Raw genomic sequence first — 15,373 nt, forward strand, 5'->3', positions numbered from 1 at the left:
GCCGGGCGGCGCGTCGATGCGCGTCGCCCGACCCGGTCAGGCTAACGCCGGCCCAGGCCGGCGCCCATGACCCACAAGGGTCGCCCGGCGACCCTCAATGCCGGCCGCCCTTCAGGGCGCCGACCATCCCCTCGATCGTGTCCTTCGCGTCGCCGAAGATCAGCGAGGTGTTCTCCTGGTAGAAGAGCAGGTTGTCGACGCCCGAGTAGCCGGGACGCAACGAGCGCTTGAGGAAGTAGACCTGCCGCGCGCGACCCGCCTCGAGGATCGGCATACCGTAGATCGGGCTGCTCGGGTCCTCCTTGGCCGCCGGATTGACGACATCGTTGGCGCCGACGATCAGGGCCACGTCGGTGCTCGGGAAGTCCGGATTGATCTCATCCATCTCGAGCACATGGTCGTAGGGGATGTCGGCCTCGGCCAACAGCACGTTCATGTGCCCGGGCATCCGCCCGGCGACCGGGTGGATCGCGAACAGGACCTCGACGCCGCGTGCCTCCAGCAGCTCCATCAACTCCTTGAGCGCATGCTGGGCCTGCGCCACGGCCATACCGTAGCCGGGGACGATGATGACCCGGCCGGCATCCTCCATCCAGTAGACGGCGTCCTCGACCGAGGCCGACTTGATGCCCTGCTGCGTCGCCTCGCCGGTCGCGCTCGACTCGCCGCCGTCGGTGCCGAACCCACCGAAGACGACGTTGAAGATCGAGCGGTTCATCGCCCGGCACATGATGTAGGAGAGGATCGCGCCCGAGCAGCCGACCAGGGCGCCGACGATGATCAGCAGGTTGTTGCCGAGCGAGAAGCCGGTCGCGGCCGCCGCCCAGCCCGAATAGCTGTTCAGCATCGAGATCACGACCGGCATGTCGGCGCCGCCGATCGGGATGATCAGGGTCGTGCCGAGCACCAGCGCGAGGACCGTGATCGCGACCAGCGACACGAGGCTACCGGTCATCGCGAAATGCACCGCGAAGCCGATCGCCGCCAGGCCCATCGCCGCGTTCAGCAGGTGCTGGCCGTTGAAGCGCACCGGCTTGCCGCTCAAGAGCCCTTGGAGCTTGCCGAACGCGACGACCGAGCCGGTGAAGGTGATCGCGCCGATGACGATGCCCGCCGAGAGCTCGCCCATCAGGACCGGGTTCAGGGTCTCGGCGGCACGGCGGTTGATGAAGGTGCCGATCGCGACCAGGACCGCGGCCAGGCCGACGAAGCTGTGCAACGCCGCCACCAACTGCGGCATCGCCGTCATCTGGATGCGCATCGCGACGACCGCACCGATCGCCGCGCCGGCCACGATCGCGATCGCGATCAGGCCGTAGGACTGGACCTCGCTGCCGGCCAGGGTCGCGCCGATCGCGATCGCCATACCGGCGATGCCGTAGAGGTTGCCCCGGCGCGCCGTCGCCGGGTGCGTGAGCCCCTTGAGGGCCAAGATGAAGAGGACCGCCGAGACGAGATAGGCGATCGCCTGCGTATTCGTTGAGAGCTCCATGGATTGTCCTGCTGCTGGCCGGGCCGCGGGGCCCGGTGGGCTGTGCTGGAAGGGGCCGGGCGGGCCGGCGACCGTCTACTTCGACCGTTTCTTGAACATCGAGAGCATGCGGTGGGTCACCAGGAAGCCGCCGAAGACGTTTATCGAGGCCAGCAGCACGGCGATGAAGCCCATCGCGTCGGCCACCACGCCAGCCTCCTTCAACCCGGCGACCAGCAGGGCGCCGACGATGACGATGCCGGAGATGGCGTTGGTCAGGGCCACCAGCGGCGTGTGCAGGGCCGGCGTGACGCCCCAGACTACCCAGTAGCCGATGAAGCAGGCGAGGACGAAGACGTAGAGAGCGACCAGGGTTTCTGACATGGATTCGAGGCTCCGAAAGGGTTTCCGGCGGGCCGGCGGCGCCGGCCACCGGCGCGCGCGAGCAAGGAACTGTTCAGAAACAACCGACACGAGCACGCGCACGACAAGGAACTACGAAATACACGAAAGTCGCGAAAAGACAGCAAATACCCGCGTGTGTAGTCCGCCTTTTCGCGTGTTTCGTAGTTCCGAAAAGATGTACCGGTTGTTCGCGAGTCCTCACCAAGCTAGCGCTCGGCGAGCATGGTCCGCGTGATCTCGTCGGCCATCAGATCCTTCAGGACCGGACCGGCCTCCCCCCGCTCGACCATGATATCGAGCAGGTTGAAGAGATTGCGGGCATAGAAGGCGCTCGCGTCGGAGGGCACCCGCGACGGCAGGTTGGTGTGTCCGACGAGGATGACGCCATGGCGCTCGACGACCTGGTCGGGCTCGGTCAGCGGGCAATTGCCGCCGTTGACCGCCGCCAGGTCGACGATGACCGAACCGGCGCGCAGGCGCTCGACGACGGCCTCGGTGATCAGGGTCGGCGCCGGGCGACAGGGAATCAGGGCCGTCGAGATGATGATGTGGGCCTTGGCCAACTCGTCGGCGAGCGCCGCCTGCTGGCGGGCCTTGGCCTCCTCGGATAGCTCCTTGGCGTAGCCGCCCTCGCCGCTGCCGCTCTCGCCGAGATCGAGCTCGATCGGCTTGGCGCCGAGCGAGCGGATCTGCTCCTTCGTCTCGGGGCGCACATCGTAGGCATGGACGTCGGCGCCGAGGCGGCGCGCCGTGGCGATCGCCTGCAGGCCGGCGACGCCGACGCCCAGCACCACCAGGCGAGCGGGCTTCGCCGAACCGGCCGAGGTCATCATCATCGGCACGAAGCGCCCGTAGTGGGCAGCGGCCTCGAGCACCGCGCGATAGCCGGCGATGTTGCTCTGCGAGGACAGGACATCCATCGACTGGGCGCGCGAGATGCGTGGCATCCGCTCCAGCACGAGGACGCGCATGCCCTTGGCCCGCATGGCGGCCAGGACCTCGTCCTCGCCGCAGCTCTCCAGCAGGCCGATGTAGAGGCCGCCGTCGCGCATCGCCGCGACCTCATCGGCTTCCGGCCGGCGGACCTTGACGAGGATATCGACATCGAAGGCGGCGGCCCGCGCGACGACGCCGGCCCCGGCCTGCCGATAGACCTCGTCGTGATAGTGGGCGCGCGCGCCCGCCCCCTCTTCGACGAGGACCTCGAACCCCTTGCCGACGAGCTTCTGGACCATCTCGGGGGTCATGGCCACCCGCGCCTCGCCTGCCCGTATCTCTCTCGGTACCCCGATCTTCATCGTCGCTGAACCCTTCATCTGCGGCGCGTGCCGCGAACGCGGCCAAAAAATTCGCGCCATTATGGGGCGAGGCCCCGGCGATCTCAACACGGAGGCGGCCCCGAGGCCGACGTCGGGCTCCGGCGCGCGGCCCGCCTGTCCTTCGTCGGCGACCGCCGTGCCGGCGCGCCAACCCGACCGCGGTCGTGCAGCCATTCGCCGCGCCGTCGGGTTGGCCCTCGGGGCGTAACCCGAGAGCCGGCCATGCGGCGGCCCCGCCGTGGGAGCCACCTCGGGCCGCGAGCCGACCGCCCGCGACCGGGCGTCCTCAGGAGACCGAATTGCGGAGGATCTTGACGATGTGCGAGGAGATCTCCTCGATCGACTGGGTCGTGGTGTTCAGGACCGGGACGTTCAGACGGCGAAACATCCCATGCGCCCGCTTGATGTCTTCCTCGCAGCGGGCGAGCGAGGCATAGGCGCTGCCGGGGCGGCGCTCCTCGCGGATCAGCTGGAGGCGCTGCGGGTCGATCATCAGCGCGAACAGCTTGTGCCGACAGTCCCAGACCTCCCGCGGCACGTCGCCGCGCTCGAAGTCCTCCTCGGTGATCGGATAGTTGGCACTGCACAGGCCGTAGTGCATCGCCAGATAGAGGCAGGTCGGCGTCTTGCCCGAGCGCGAGACGCCGATCAGGACGACATCGGCACGGGCGAAGTTGTCGGGGCGAATGCCGTCGTCGTTGGACATCGCGAAGTTGATCGCCTCGATCCGCTTCGTGTAGGAACTCGGCTTGGTGATCGCATGGCTGCGCCCGGACATGCGGCTCGGCGCGACCCCGAGTTCGCCCGCGAGCGGCTCGATGAAGCCCTCGAACAGCTCCATGTAGAAGCAGTTGCCGCCCCTGAGGATCCGCCGGATCCCGTCGTCGAGCATGGTCGCGAAGACGATCGGGCGCACCCCGTCGCGTTCGGCCGCCTCCTGCATCCGCTCGGTCAGCGCCTGCGCCCGCATCTCGGTGTTGATGTAGGGCATGTAGACCTGCTCGAAATCGACCGAATCGAACTGGGACAGCAGGCTGTGCCCCATCGTCTCGGCGGTGATGCCCGTGCTTTCCGATACGTAGAAGACCGTACGACGACTCATTTACCGTTACTCGTGGGGGCCGCGCGGGCCTCGCGCTGGGCGTCGCACGGCCGTGATGCAAATCAATGCGGGGATCGAGGGTTATCGTCCATATTTCGGCTGTCCGTGCGGGCCTCGCGCCGGGACGCGTCGCCGCCCGCCGGCGCCATTCTAAGCCACAGGACTGCACCCATGGCATCGATCAGCAACGATCATGACCTGCGTCGCGTGCTCGCCGACCTCCCCGAGATCGAGCAGCGCATCCTCGGCGCCCGATTCGCCCGGAGCGTCGCCCAGTGGAGCCGCGAGGGGCGCGTGGAGCGCGCGATCGAGACGGCCCTGCGGGCCGATGCGAGCCCGACGGAACTCGAGGACGCCTACCGCGCGGCCAAGTCCTACGCCACCAAGACCTACACGGACTGCGGCCGGGACACCAATTGGCTCGGCCAGGCCGACCACTTCGTCGCCGCCGCGGCGGCCGCCGCGCTGACCCCCGAGACGCTCCTGAGCGAGCGCCAGAACCGCGCCTGGAAGGCCGCCGTCCAGGCGCGCATGGCGGTCAACTGCGCGATGATGGAGGGGGCCGAAGGGGACTTCGCCAACGAGGCCGAGCGCCAATACCTGCTCGTCAACGAGCACCTGGGCGCCGACTGACCCCGGCCGGCCCGGGCGTGAAAGGTGTAGGATGCGGTGAGGGACGAACCGCATCGATGGCGCGGTGTCAGACGAACCGCATCGATGCGGCGATCGGCTGGTCGCGGATGACGGGCCGCAAGGCGAAGCGCATCCCGCCACTTACCGGTCGCCAACCCAAGATGCGACCCTCGCGCAGCCAGGCCAGCGCATAGCAGCGGCGTCCGGGATCATCGCACGCAATGCGACAGGGCCATCCCCTCGACGGCGGGAGACGTCGCCGTGAATGTGGGGATCGCGGTCGCGGGTGGTGAGATGCGCGGTCGCAAGCCGCAAACGGCGGGATGCGCTTCGCTTGATGCGATCGGGGCGCCATACCCATCGATATCCGGCGTCGCAAGCCGCAAACGGCGGGATGCGCTTCGCTTTCCCGCCCTACGAGTCACGGGTGCCGCGGCGCGATCTGAACCTCGGCGGCGAGGATCTCGTCGTAGAGGGCCCAGGCCTCGGCGGCCCGCTCGGGAGTGATCTTCTCCGTCGCATGGCCGAGGTGGGCGACGACGAAGTCGCCGACCGCGAGGGCCTCGTGGTCGAGCATCAGGAGGCTCAGGTCGCGCACCACCCCCTTGGCCTCGCAGCGGGCGACGAGCCCGTCGATCGCGCGGATCTGCATCGGGATACCGAGACACATGGCGATCCGCCCCGCGCCTCAGTACCGCACCTGGGCGACCCAGGTGAGGGTCGTCGCGCCCTCGGCCGGGACCTCGACCGTCCAGGCGGCTACGGCGGCCGCCTCGCGCGTGTGGGGCGCGCTCGCCTCGAGGATCCGCCAGTCGCCGGGCAGCGACTCCAGCACCCTGACCGCGACCGGCTCGGGCTTGGCGTTCTTCAGCTCCAGCGCGAAGCCCGCCTCGTAGGCATAGTCGTAGGCACTCGACCCCGACAGCTTGCGGAAGCTCGTCTGCTTGCGCCGGGCCGTAACGTCGAAGCTCTCGCCGAGGTGCAGGCTGACGGTCTCGTGCTTCGGCGTGTGGTCGATGCGGTCCTCGCCGACGAACTGGGCGTGGCCGCGGCTGTCGCGCGCGTAGACCCGCACCACGCCCTTGGGCAGCGGGATCCCGAGAGGGGCATCGCGGTTGGTGAAGTGCAGCCGGGCCTCGACCTTCGCCGGCGCCCAACCGTCGCCGCCCGCGACCCGATAGGCCGACGGACGCCCCTCGATCACGAGCGCCCGGGTGACCGGCACCCGCGGCGCCGACAGGAGCGCCACCTGTTTGGTCTGGCGATCGAGGATGTCGGTCGGGCGCGGCAGCGTGTAGAGGTGGTACTCGTAGAGCGCCTCCTCCTCGGGCGGCGGCGCGGCGGCAACCATCGCGAGGCCGCGCTCCATGCGGACATCGGCCCGCGGCGCGCGGACCTGGTTGACCTCGCCGGCGACGAGCTGCACCTGGGCGTCGCGATAGGCGATGCCGCTGCGGTTGGTCAGGGTCACCCAGCCGTTGAGGTCCATGCTCGTGCCATCGTCGTCGAGTTGGGCGACATAGTCGGCCTGCCAGCCCAGGCCGCCGGTCAGATACGAGAGCTCGAAGAGCCCGCTACCGCCACGCGCCGCCTCGAGCCGCAGCACCAGGGTCGGCTGGTCGCGCAGGTCGTCGGGCACGTCCGGATAGGCCAGGTGGCCGACGATGCCCGTCTCGATGCGATCGGCATAGCGCAGCACGACGCCGTCGTTGGCCGCGAGGACCCGGGCCTCCTCGACGGTGCGCTCGCCGGCGTCGTTGGTGCGCACGACCTGGACCTGGCGCCCGACGTACTTCTTCAGCAGGCTCTCGGCCGTCAACAGGTCGAAATCGAAGTTCTGCTCCAGCAGCGTCACCGCGACCTCGCCGCCGCGCGCTTCGAGGAGCGCCGTCTCGGGGCGGATCTGCACCGACACCGAGCGCCACGCCAGGCGATTCTCGCCGGGCTCCAAGGCGACCTCGCGCTGGTCCTTGATCAGTGCCAGGTCGTCGTTGTAGATGGTCACGGCCAGCGCCCGCTGGGCGGTCTCCTCGATCCGCCGTTCGGCGATATCGGCCGCGACCGGCCCGGCGACGAGGAGAGACAGGAGCAGGCCGACCGCGAGGCCGGAGCGCCGCGCGGGGCGCGTGTGAATCGGCGGATACACGGGCATGGACCTCCAGCGGGACCGATGGCGAGGGCGACCCAGATCGGCCGGGGGTCGCAGCGATCGCCCGAAAGGGTAGCATAGCCACATGGGCGGGACCGGGAAAGGCGGCCGGCGGGGCTCCCCAGTTCCCTCGCGCGCGCCTCGCCCCTTGCCTAGTAGCCGAACGCCCCTGTCATCGATACCCGCGACGCGAAAACCACCCGCCCCGATCGCCGACACCTCGTCACGGCCCGATGAACTGGCGGTTATCATGTCCCGGACGCCGGCCGGGGGCCGGCACAGGGCGCGGGGGAGCCATGAGCGACGACAACCAGCCACGACCGACGGCGGCCGCCGACCACCACTGGCAGTCCTGGCTCGCCTGGGCGCGAGAGCGCGACCTCGCGCCCCCCGTCGATCCGGCCTGGGAGGCCGCGCGCCAGCGCGTCTGGGACGGCAGCGACTATGTCGCGAGCGCCTGCGCCTGCGCCCCCGAGACCCTCGCCGACCTGCTGAGCGACGGGCTGCTCGCACGCCCGCTCGGCGCCGGCGAACTCGCGGGCGAGCTGACCGCGACGCTCGCCGATTGCGCCGACGAGACGGCCCTGATGGCGGCCCTGCGCCGCTTCCGCCGCCGCCACCAGGTGCGCATCATCTGGCGCGACCTCGCCGGCTGGGCCGACCTGGACGAGACCCTCGCCGAGCTGAGCGCCCTCGCCGACGCCTGCATCGCCGAGGCCCTCGACCGGCTGCACGCCTGGCAGGTCGCCGAGTGCGGCACCCCGAGCCCAGCCCGCGGCCGCCCCCAGCGCCTCCTGGTCCTCGGCATGGGCAAACTCGGCGGGCGGGAGCTCAATCTGTCATCGGACATCGATCTCATCTTCGCCTTCCCGCAGGCCGGTCAGGTCGACGGTCCGCGCGCGCTGAGCAACGAGCAGTTCTTCATCGGACTCGCCCGGCGCCTGGTGCGGGTCCTCGACACCCAGACCAGCGACGGCTTCGTCTTTCGCGTCGACACCCGCCTGCGCCCGTTCGGCGACGCCGGCCCGCTGGCGACGAGCTTCGCCGCGCTGGAAGACTATTACCAATCCCAGGCGCGCGAGTGGGAGCGCTACGCGATGATCAAGGCGCGGGTCGTCGCCGGCGACGCCCAGGACGGCGAACGCCTGATGGCGCTGCTGCGACCTTTCGTCTACCGCCGTTACCTCGACTACGGCGTCATCGAGTCGCTGCGTAACCTCAAGCAGCTGATCGCCAAGGAACTCAAGCGCAAGGGGATGGCCGACAACATCAAACTCGGCCCGGGTGGCATTCGCGAGATCGAGTTCATCGGCCAGGCCTTCCAGCTCGTGCGCGGCGGCCGCGACCCGGACCTGCAGGTGCGCCCGATCCGCCAGGTGCTCGCCCACCTCGCCGCCAAGGGCCTGGTGCCGCGGCCGGCCACCGAGGCGCTCGATGCCGCTTACTGCTTCCTGCGCCGGGTCGAGAATCGCCTCCAGGCCTGGCGTGACAAGCAGACCCACGTGCTGCCAGCCAGCGACGCCGAGCGGGCGCGCCTCGCCCGCGCGATGGACTTCCCCGACTGGTCGGCCTTCGCCGCGGTCCTCGCGACGCATCGCCAGCGCGTGCAGGCCGAGTTCGACCGGGTCTTCGAGGCGCCGCGCGACGCCGCACGGACCGACGGGCTGCCGCTCGCCGACCTCTGGCACGGGCTCGGCGACGGCCAGCGCGACCCGAACGAACTCGCCCGCGCCGGCTTCGCCGACCCGTCGCTCGCGCTGACCCGGCTCGCCGAATTCCGCGACGCGACCGACCGCATGGCGCTCGGCGAGCGCGGCCGCGAGCGGCTTGCCCAGCTGATGCCGCTCGTGCTGCGGGTCGTCGCCGAGGCGGAACGGCCGGATCCCGCCCTCGAGCGGGTCCTCAAGGTCCTGGAGGCCGTCGCCCGGCGCACCGCCTATCTGGCGATGCTCGTCGAGCGCCCCGTCGTCCTCTCCCAGCTCGCCTGCCTGACCGGCATGAGCCCCTGGATCGCCGAGCGCATCGCCCGCTACCCGCTGCTGCTCGATGAGCTGATCGACCCCGCCCGCCTCTACCGGCCGCTGCAACGTGGCGACCTCGTGGAGGAGGCCGAGGTCCTGCTCGGGCGGGTCGCCGAGGAGGACCTCGAGCAGCAGATGGAGTACTTGCGCCAGTTCGCCCAGGGCAACATCCTGCGCGTCGCCGCCGCCGACCTGACCGAGGTCATCCCGCTGATGGTCGTCAGCGACTACCTCACCGAGATCGCCGAGGTGACCCTGGCCCGGGTCCTCGACCTCGCCAACACCCACCTGGTCTCCCGCCACGGCCGCCCGGCCGGGGTCGCCGCGCCCGACACGGGCCTGCTCGTGCTCGGTTACGGCAAGCTCGGCGGCATCGAACTCGGTTACGGCTCGGACCTCGACCTGGTCTTCCTGCACGCCCCCGGCGGCGCCAACGCGATGACCGACGGCCCGCGCGAGATCGCCAACGAGCAGTTCTTCGTCCGGCTCGGCCAGCGCATGATCCACATGCTGACCACGCGCACCGCCTCGGGCGTCCTCTACGAGGTCGACATGCGCCTGCGCCCCGACGGCAACAAGGGCCTGCTGGCGCGCTCGTTGCCATCGTTCGCCGACTACCAGGCCGGACAGGCCTGGACCTGGGAGCACCAGGCCCTGGTGCGGGCCCGCCCGGTCGCCGGCGACGCGGCCCTCGCCGCCGCCTTCGCCGAGGTGCGCACGGCGACCCTGCGTCGTGAGCGCGACCCCGGGCCGCTCCGTGACGAGGTGCGCAAGATGCGCGAGAAGATGCGCGCGAACCTCGACAAGAGCGGCACCGGGCGCTTCGACCTCAAGCAGGGGGCCGGTGGTATTGCCGACATCGAGTTTATGGTCCAATACTCGGTCTTGCGCTGGGCCGCTCGCCACCCGGAGCTCACCCGCTGGACCGACAACGTCCGCCTGCTGGAGACCCTGGCCGGGCTCGACCTGCTACCGGGCACGGCGGCCGCCGACCTGACGGCCGCCTACAAGGCCCTGCGCGCCGCCTATCACCGCAGCTCGCTCCAGGGCGAGCCGACGACGATCGCCGAGGACCGCCTTGTGGACGAGCGCGCGCGCGTGCGCGCGCTGTGGGCGCAGTTGATGGAAGATTGAGCGGCCACCCGAGCCGGGTGCGAAGGTTTTTCGGGGCACTGAAGCGTTCAGGGTGCCCTCGTGGGAATGGTTCAATTTTCGACGGCGCTGCGACGCCGTCGCGCGGAGCTCAATAGATGATGACGATGGCAGACCGTGACGGATTGATCTGGCTGGATGGGGAGATGCGGCCTTGGCGCGAGGCCAACACCCATGTGCTGACCCACACCCTCCACTACGGCATGGGCGTCTTCGAGGGCGTGCGCGCCTACCAGACCGATCGCGGCGCGGCCATCTTCCGGCTCGCCGAGCACACCGACCGGCTCTTCAACTCGGCCCACATCCTGGGCATGAAGATCCCGTTCGACCGCGAGACCCTGAACGAGGCCCAGCGCGCCGCGGTGCGCGAGAACGGCCTCTCCTCGGCCTACATCCGCCCGATGTGCTTCTATGGCCCCGAGGGCATGGGGCTGCGCGCCGACAACCTCCAGGTCCACGTCATCGTCGCCGCCTGGTCCTGGGGCGCCTACCTCGGCGAGGACAACATGCACCGCGGCATCCGCATCCGCGTCTCCTCGTTCACCCGCCACCACGTCAACGTCACCATGTGCCGCGCCAAGGCCAACGGCAATTACATGAACTCGATGATGGCCCTGCAGGAGGCGCTGCGCGACGGCTACGACGAGGCCCTGCTGCTCGACGCCAACGGCTATGTGATGGAGGGCAGCGGCGAGAACATCTTCATCGTCCGCGATGGCGTCCTCTACACCCCGGACCTGACCTCGGCCCTCGACGGCATCACCCGCCGCACCGTCATCGCCCTGGCCGAGGAGCTCGGCCTGCCGGTCGTCGAGAAGCGCATCACCCGCGACGAGGTCTACATCGCCGACGAGGCCTTCTTCACCGGCACCGCCGCCGAGGTGACACCGATCCGCGAGGTCGACGGGCGGACCATCGGCTGCGGCGCGCGCGGACCCATCACCGAGCGCCTCCAGACCCTCTACTTCGACCAGGTCCACGGCCGCCGCGACGCCCACCCGCAGTGGCTGACGCTGGTCTGACCGGCCGACCCGCGCCGACAAGACCCCTCGATAACGGGGATGCCGCAGCCTGCGGCATCCCCGCAGGCAAAGGAGATGACGCAATGGCCAACGCCCAGCCCGAGACCCGCCCCGCCCGGGGCGCCCCACCCCAGGAGGCCGCCCTGATCCAGGTGCGCCGCGCCGACCTGCCGCTGCACTGCCCGCGGCCGGACGACAGCCTGTGGAACATGCACCCGCGGGTCTATTTACCGATCCAGGACGCCCCGGACCACGAGATCACCTGTCCCTACTGCGGGGCTCGCTACCGCCTCGAAGACTGACGCGCCCACGCGACGATCCACTCGGGGTGACGGGATGGCGCCCGCCAGGGCGGTCGATGCGGTGAGCTTGCGAACCGCATCACTGGCGATCGCTCAGTCCCAATTCAGGACGCCGCCGGTCTGGTACTCGGTGACCCGCGTCTCGAAGAAGTTCTTCTCCTTCTTCAGATCCAGGACCTCGGACATCCACGGGAAGGGGTTCGTCGCACCCGGGTACTGCTCGGGCAGGCCGATCTGGGCGCAGCGGCGGTTGGCGATGAAGCCGAGATACTCCTCGAACATCGGCGCGTTCAGGCCGAGCACGCCGCGCGGCATGGTGTCGCGGGCGTACTGGGCCTCCAGTTCCACCGCCTCGCGAATCATCGCGACCAGCTCCTCCCGGAATTCGCCCGTCCACAGGTGCGGGTTCTCGATCCGGATCTGATTGATGACGTCGATGCCGAAGTTCATGTGCATCGACTCGTCGCGCAGGATGTACTGGAACTCCTCGGCGGTGCCCGTCATCTTGTTGCGCCGCCCCATCGAGAGGATCTGGACGAAGCCGACGTAGAAGAAGATCCCCTCGAAGATGACGTAGAAGGCGACCAGCTCGCGCAGCAGGTGCCGGTCGTTCTCCGACGTGCCGGTCTGGAAGTGCGGGTCGGCCAGGTGCTGGGTGTAGGGCAGCGCCCACTCGGCCTTGCGCGCGACCGACGGGACCTCGCGGTACATGTTGAAGATCTCGCCCTCGTCGAGGCCGAGGCTCTCGACGACGTACTGGTAGGCGTGCGTGTGCAGCGCCTCCTCGAAGGCCTGGCGCAACAGATACTGGCGACACTCGGGGTTGGTGATGTGGCGGTAGATGGCCAGCACCAGGTTGTTCGCGACCAGCGAGTCGGCGGTCGCGAAGAAGCCCAGGTTGCGCTTGATGATGGTGCGCTCGTCCTCGCTCAGCCCGTGGGGGTCCTTCCACAGGGCGATGTCGGCGTTCATGTTGATCTCCTGCGGCATCCAGTGGTTCGCGCAGGCGTCCAGGTACTTTCGCCAGGCCCACTCGTACTTGAAGGGCACGAGCTGGTTGAGGTCGGCGCGGCAGTTGATCAACCGCTTGTCGTCGACGCGCACGCGGCCGGCGCCCAGCTCGGGCTGCTCCAGGCCCGTGGCCCCGCCGCCCCCCGGCGATGTCCCGGGCTGGTCGATCGCCCCCACCGGACGCGGCCTGTCGCCCGGGCCACCCGCGCGCTGCTGCGCGGCGGCATTGGCGGCCGGGTCGCCGAGATCCTGATCGCGGATCGGCGACGGCGACGGGACCGGCCGCGCCCGGTTCGGGCGCGTCACATCGGCCAGCGGGTCATCCCAATTCAGCATCGCATCCTCCTGGGGCTCGGGTTCTGTTCTTGGTTCGGTGGACTCGCGCGCCGAGCGCGGCCGAGGCCGGCGCCGGCGTCCCGGCCTAAGGTCGGGACGTGCGCGCCGAGATTCACCCCCACCGATGCACTCAGGGCGCGGCCGGCGCGGCGCGTCGTGCGACCCGGGCCAGCCCGTCGAGATTGCCGTCGGCGGCGAGGCGATAGCCCTCGATGTCACGGCGGGCGACGAAGATCTGGTCCTCGTACCAGAGCGGGATGTAGGGCAGGTCGGCGAGGAGTTGGCGCTGGATGGCGCGGTAGAGGTCGGCCTGGACCGCCAGGTCCGGCTCGCCGCGGGCGCGCTCGATCAGGTCGTCGACGCGGGCGCTGCGGTAGCGGCCGCGGTTGGCGCCATCGGGCGGCAGCGAGGCGCTGTGGAAGGCGTAGCGGAAGATGTCGGGGATACGCACGCCGACCCAGGTGAGGCCGTAGAGCTGGAAGCGCCCGGCCTGGACGTCGCCGAAGAAGGTGCCCCAGTCGTAGCTGCGGATCTCCAGCTCGATGCCGACCGCCGCGAGCTGGGCCTGGAGGACGGCGGCGAGGCGCAGCCGGAAGGGATCGCTCGAACTCTTGTAGACGAGCCGTAGCGGGTTGCTGGGGCCGAAGCCCGCAGCCGCGAGCTGGGCGCGTGCCGCCGCCAGGTCGTAGGCCGGCGGGCTCAGTGCGGCGCCGACCCAATGTTCGGGCGGGAAGATCGCCGCCGCCGGGCGGGCCGCGCCCTGGAACAGGTAGCGGATGATGGCGTCGCGATCGATCGCCTGGGCGATCGCCTCGCGCACCGCGAGCTGCCGCGTCGCCGGGTCCTCCAAGTTGAAGCCGAGGTAGGAGAAATTGACCCCGTCGCGCCGGCGGACCTGGACCTCGGCGCGCCCGCGCAGGAGGCCGACGAGCTCCGGCGACAGGTCGTTCTGGAGCATGTCGATCTCGCCGCGCAGGAGCTTCATGACCCGCACGCTCGGGTCGCGCACCGCGACCAGCTCGAATCGCTGTCCGTCGGCACGCCGCGCGAGGCGCAGCCGGCCCGGCTCGGGCCAGGCGACGAAGCGGAACGGCCCGCTACCGAGCGGCGCGCGCTGAAACGGGTGACCAGCGGCGATGCCGGCCGCCGGCAGGATGCCGATGCCGAGATAGGCCGGGAACAACGGGTCCGGTGCGGAGAGATGGAAGTCGATGCGCTCGGGACCGTCGCTCGCGACGGTCTCGATCAGGCCGAGGGTGGCACGGTGCGGCGAGCCCATCGCCGGATCGAGGATGGACTCGAAGGTCGCGACGACATCCTCGGCGACCAGCCGGCGCCCGTCGGCGAAGGTCCGACCCGCCGCACCGAGCGTGAAGCGGTAGTGGGTCGGCGTGATCGGCTCCCAGGTCGCAAGCCCCGGCTGCGGCAGGCCGCGCTCGTCGAGTTCGACGAGGCGGGCATAGAGCAGCCGGTTGACGCGCTCGGAGGTCGCATCCGTGGCCAGGCGCGGATCCAGGTTGCGCGGCCCGCTCGCGAGGCCGAGGCGCAGGACATCGTCGGGCGGTGCCACCGGCCCACCGCAGCCGCCCATTGCGAGCAGCGCCCAGATCAGGGGCGGCAGGAACGCCAACACGCGGCGCATCACCAGCTGAGGTACGGACAGCGGGCCAGGTTCACGTTGTAGTAGCGCGGATCGCCGGTGACCTCCTCGCCGAGCCAGTCGGGGCGGGCGAAGACCTCGTCCTCGGCGGCGAGCTCCACCTCGGCCATCACGAGACCGGCGTTGGCCCCAGCGAAGACGTCCAGGTCCCAGACGTGGTCGCCCGCGCGCACCCGGTAGCGGGTCTTCTCGATCGGCGGCGAGACGGCCAACTCGCCCAGCATCGCCTCGGCATCGGCGACCGGGATCGGATACTCGTACTCGCTGCGGCTGAGCCCGTTGCCCGGCCCCTTGATCGTCAGATAGGCGCGCTCGCCGGCGACCCGTGCACGCACCGTCGCCGTCGCCTGATTGACCAGGTAGCCCTGCAGGATGCGGGTCTCGGACAAGACCGCGGCGCGCCACCCGTCGCCGGCGACGAGAAACTTGCGCTCGATCTCAACGGCCATCGGCGCACCCTTTGCCGCACCTTGGGTAACACCGCCGGCACAGGTCCGCCCACCTCGCGGCACGCCTCGGTCGCCCCTCGCTCACGCTGGTCTCTCCCCGTCGTTCGATATCGAACCGTCAGTGTAATCGCACCGTCGCCTCGGCACGACCGAAGACACCGCCGAGGGCCAGGACACCCCCAGCCGTAGGGGCCCGCTTGCGGGCGAGCGGCCGCCCGCCGGATCGCCCGCTTGCGGGCTCCTACCCTCGCCGGCCACCCTGCGGAGTCCGCCGGGGTGCCTCGTCTGAAATGACCCACTGACAAGAACGGACGGGGCTTGCGCGATGCCCACCCTACCCC

Annotated in this window: 13 protein-coding genes; 4 read left to right on the plus strand and 9 right to left on the minus strand. The window is 70.1% G+C overall.

Features of this window, described 5'->3' with window-relative positions; genetic code table 11:
- Positions 1–94 precede the first annotated feature (94 nt).
- The 4 genes from CKO41_RS09545 to ppsR all read right to left on the minus strand — a co-directional run bounded on the left by CKO41_RS09545 (position 95) and on the right by ppsR (position 4,297).
- Entirely contained in the window at positions 95–1,492 is a 1,398-nt protein-coding gene (locus tag CKO41_RS09545) for an NAD(P)(+) transhydrogenase (Re/Si-specific) subunit beta (RefSeq protein ID WP_200381981.1), read from the minus strand.
- Between the two features lie 75 nt (positions 1,493–1,567).
- Complete coding sequence (locus tag CKO41_RS09550; protein WP_200254144.1) at positions 1,568–1,855, minus strand: proton-translocating transhydrogenase family protein; 288 nt, start codon at positions 1,853–1,855, stop codon at positions 1,568–1,570.
- A 227-nt stretch (positions 1,856–2,082) separates the two neighbouring features.
- Positions 2,083–3,174 (minus strand): Re/Si-specific NAD(P)(+) transhydrogenase subunit alpha, encoded by a 1,092-nt coding sequence (locus CKO41_RS09555; RefSeq protein ID WP_200381993.1) that lies wholly within the window; start codon positions 3,172–3,174, stop codon positions 2,083–2,085.
- 307 nt (positions 3,175–3,481) lie between these two features.
- Complete coding sequence (ppsR, locus tag CKO41_RS09560) at positions 3,482–4,297, minus strand: posphoenolpyruvate synthetase regulatory kinase/phosphorylase PpsR (protein WP_200254142.1); 816 nt, start codon at positions 4,295–4,297, stop codon at positions 3,482–3,484.
- A 171-nt stretch (positions 4,298–4,468) separates the two neighbouring features.
- Between ppsR and CKO41_RS09565 the strand changes: the two genes are divergently transcribed.
- A complete protein-coding gene (locus tag CKO41_RS09565; RefSeq protein ID WP_200381982.1) occupies positions 4,469–4,930 on the plus strand; it encodes a hypothetical protein in 462 nt (153 codons plus the stop codon).
- 421 nt (positions 4,931–5,351) lie between these two features.
- On the opposite strand, the gene CKO41_RS09570 is transcribed toward CKO41_RS09565, so the two are convergent.
- Complete coding sequence (locus CKO41_RS09570) at positions 5,352–5,600, minus strand: HypC/HybG/HupF family hydrogenase formation chaperone (protein WP_200381983.1); 249 nt, start codon at positions 5,598–5,600, stop codon at positions 5,352–5,354.
- Between the two features lie 18 nt (positions 5,601–5,618).
- Positions 5,619–7,082 carry a DUF4139 domain-containing protein gene (locus tag CKO41_RS09575; protein ID WP_200381984.1) on the minus strand — a complete coding sequence of 488 codons (1,464 nt, stop codon included), beginning with the start codon at positions 7,080–7,082 and terminating at the stop codon, positions 5,619–5,621.
- Positions 7,083–7,375: 293 nt separating this feature from the next.
- On the opposite strand from CKO41_RS09575, the gene glnE reads away from it, so the two are divergent.
- The 3 genes from glnE to CKO41_RS09590 all read left to right on the plus strand — a co-directional run bounded on the left by glnE (position 7,376) and on the right by CKO41_RS09590 (position 11,576).
- Positions 7,376–10,234 (plus strand): bifunctional [glutamate--ammonia ligase]-adenylyl-L-tyrosine phosphorylase/[glutamate--ammonia-ligase] adenylyltransferase, encoded by a 2,859-nt coding sequence (glnE, locus tag CKO41_RS09580; RefSeq protein WP_200381985.1) that lies wholly within the window; start codon positions 7,376–7,378, stop codon positions 10,232–10,234.
- 116 nt (positions 10,235–10,350) lie between these two features.
- Positions 10,351–11,274 (plus strand): branched-chain amino acid transaminase, encoded by a 924-nt coding sequence (locus CKO41_RS09585; RefSeq protein ID WP_200255298.1) that lies wholly within the window; start codon positions 10,351–10,353, stop codon positions 11,272–11,274.
- A gap of 83 nt (positions 11,275–11,357) precedes the next feature.
- Positions 11,358–11,576, plus strand: coding sequence for a zinc-finger domain-containing protein (locus tag CKO41_RS09590; protein ID WP_200381986.1), 219 nt, complete (start codon positions 11,358–11,360; stop codon positions 11,574–11,576).
- 93 nt (positions 11,577–11,669) lie between these two features.
- Here CKO41_RS09590 and CKO41_RS09595 read toward each other — a convergent pair whose 3' ends face one another.
- The 3 genes from CKO41_RS09595 to CKO41_RS09605 all read right to left on the minus strand — a co-directional run bounded on the left by CKO41_RS09595 (position 11,670) and on the right by CKO41_RS09605 (position 15,032).
- Positions 11,670–12,923 carry a ribonucleotide-diphosphate reductase subunit beta gene (locus CKO41_RS09595; protein WP_200381988.1) on the minus strand — a complete coding sequence of 418 codons (1,254 nt, stop codon included), beginning with the start codon at positions 12,921–12,923 and terminating at the stop codon, positions 11,670–11,672.
- 130 nt (positions 12,924–13,053) lie between these two features.
- Complete coding sequence (locus CKO41_RS09600) at positions 13,054–14,565, minus strand: ABC transporter substrate-binding protein (RefSeq protein WP_200381994.1); 1,512 nt, start codon at positions 14,563–14,565, stop codon at positions 13,054–13,056.
- Complete coding sequence (locus tag CKO41_RS09605) at positions 14,565–15,032, minus strand: CYTH domain-containing protein (RefSeq protein ID WP_200255253.1); 468 nt, start codon at positions 15,030–15,032, stop codon at positions 14,565–14,567. Before CKO41_RS09605 ends, CKO41_RS09600 begins: the two co-directional genes overlap by 1 nt.
- Positions 15,033–15,373 lie beyond the last annotated feature (341 nt).

It is taken from the genome of Thiococcus pfennigii, from assembly GCF_016583835.1.
In the GTDB taxonomy this organism is placed as follows: Bacteria; Pseudomonadota; Gammaproteobacteria; order Chromatiales; family Chromatiaceae; genus Thiococcus; species Thiococcus pfennigii.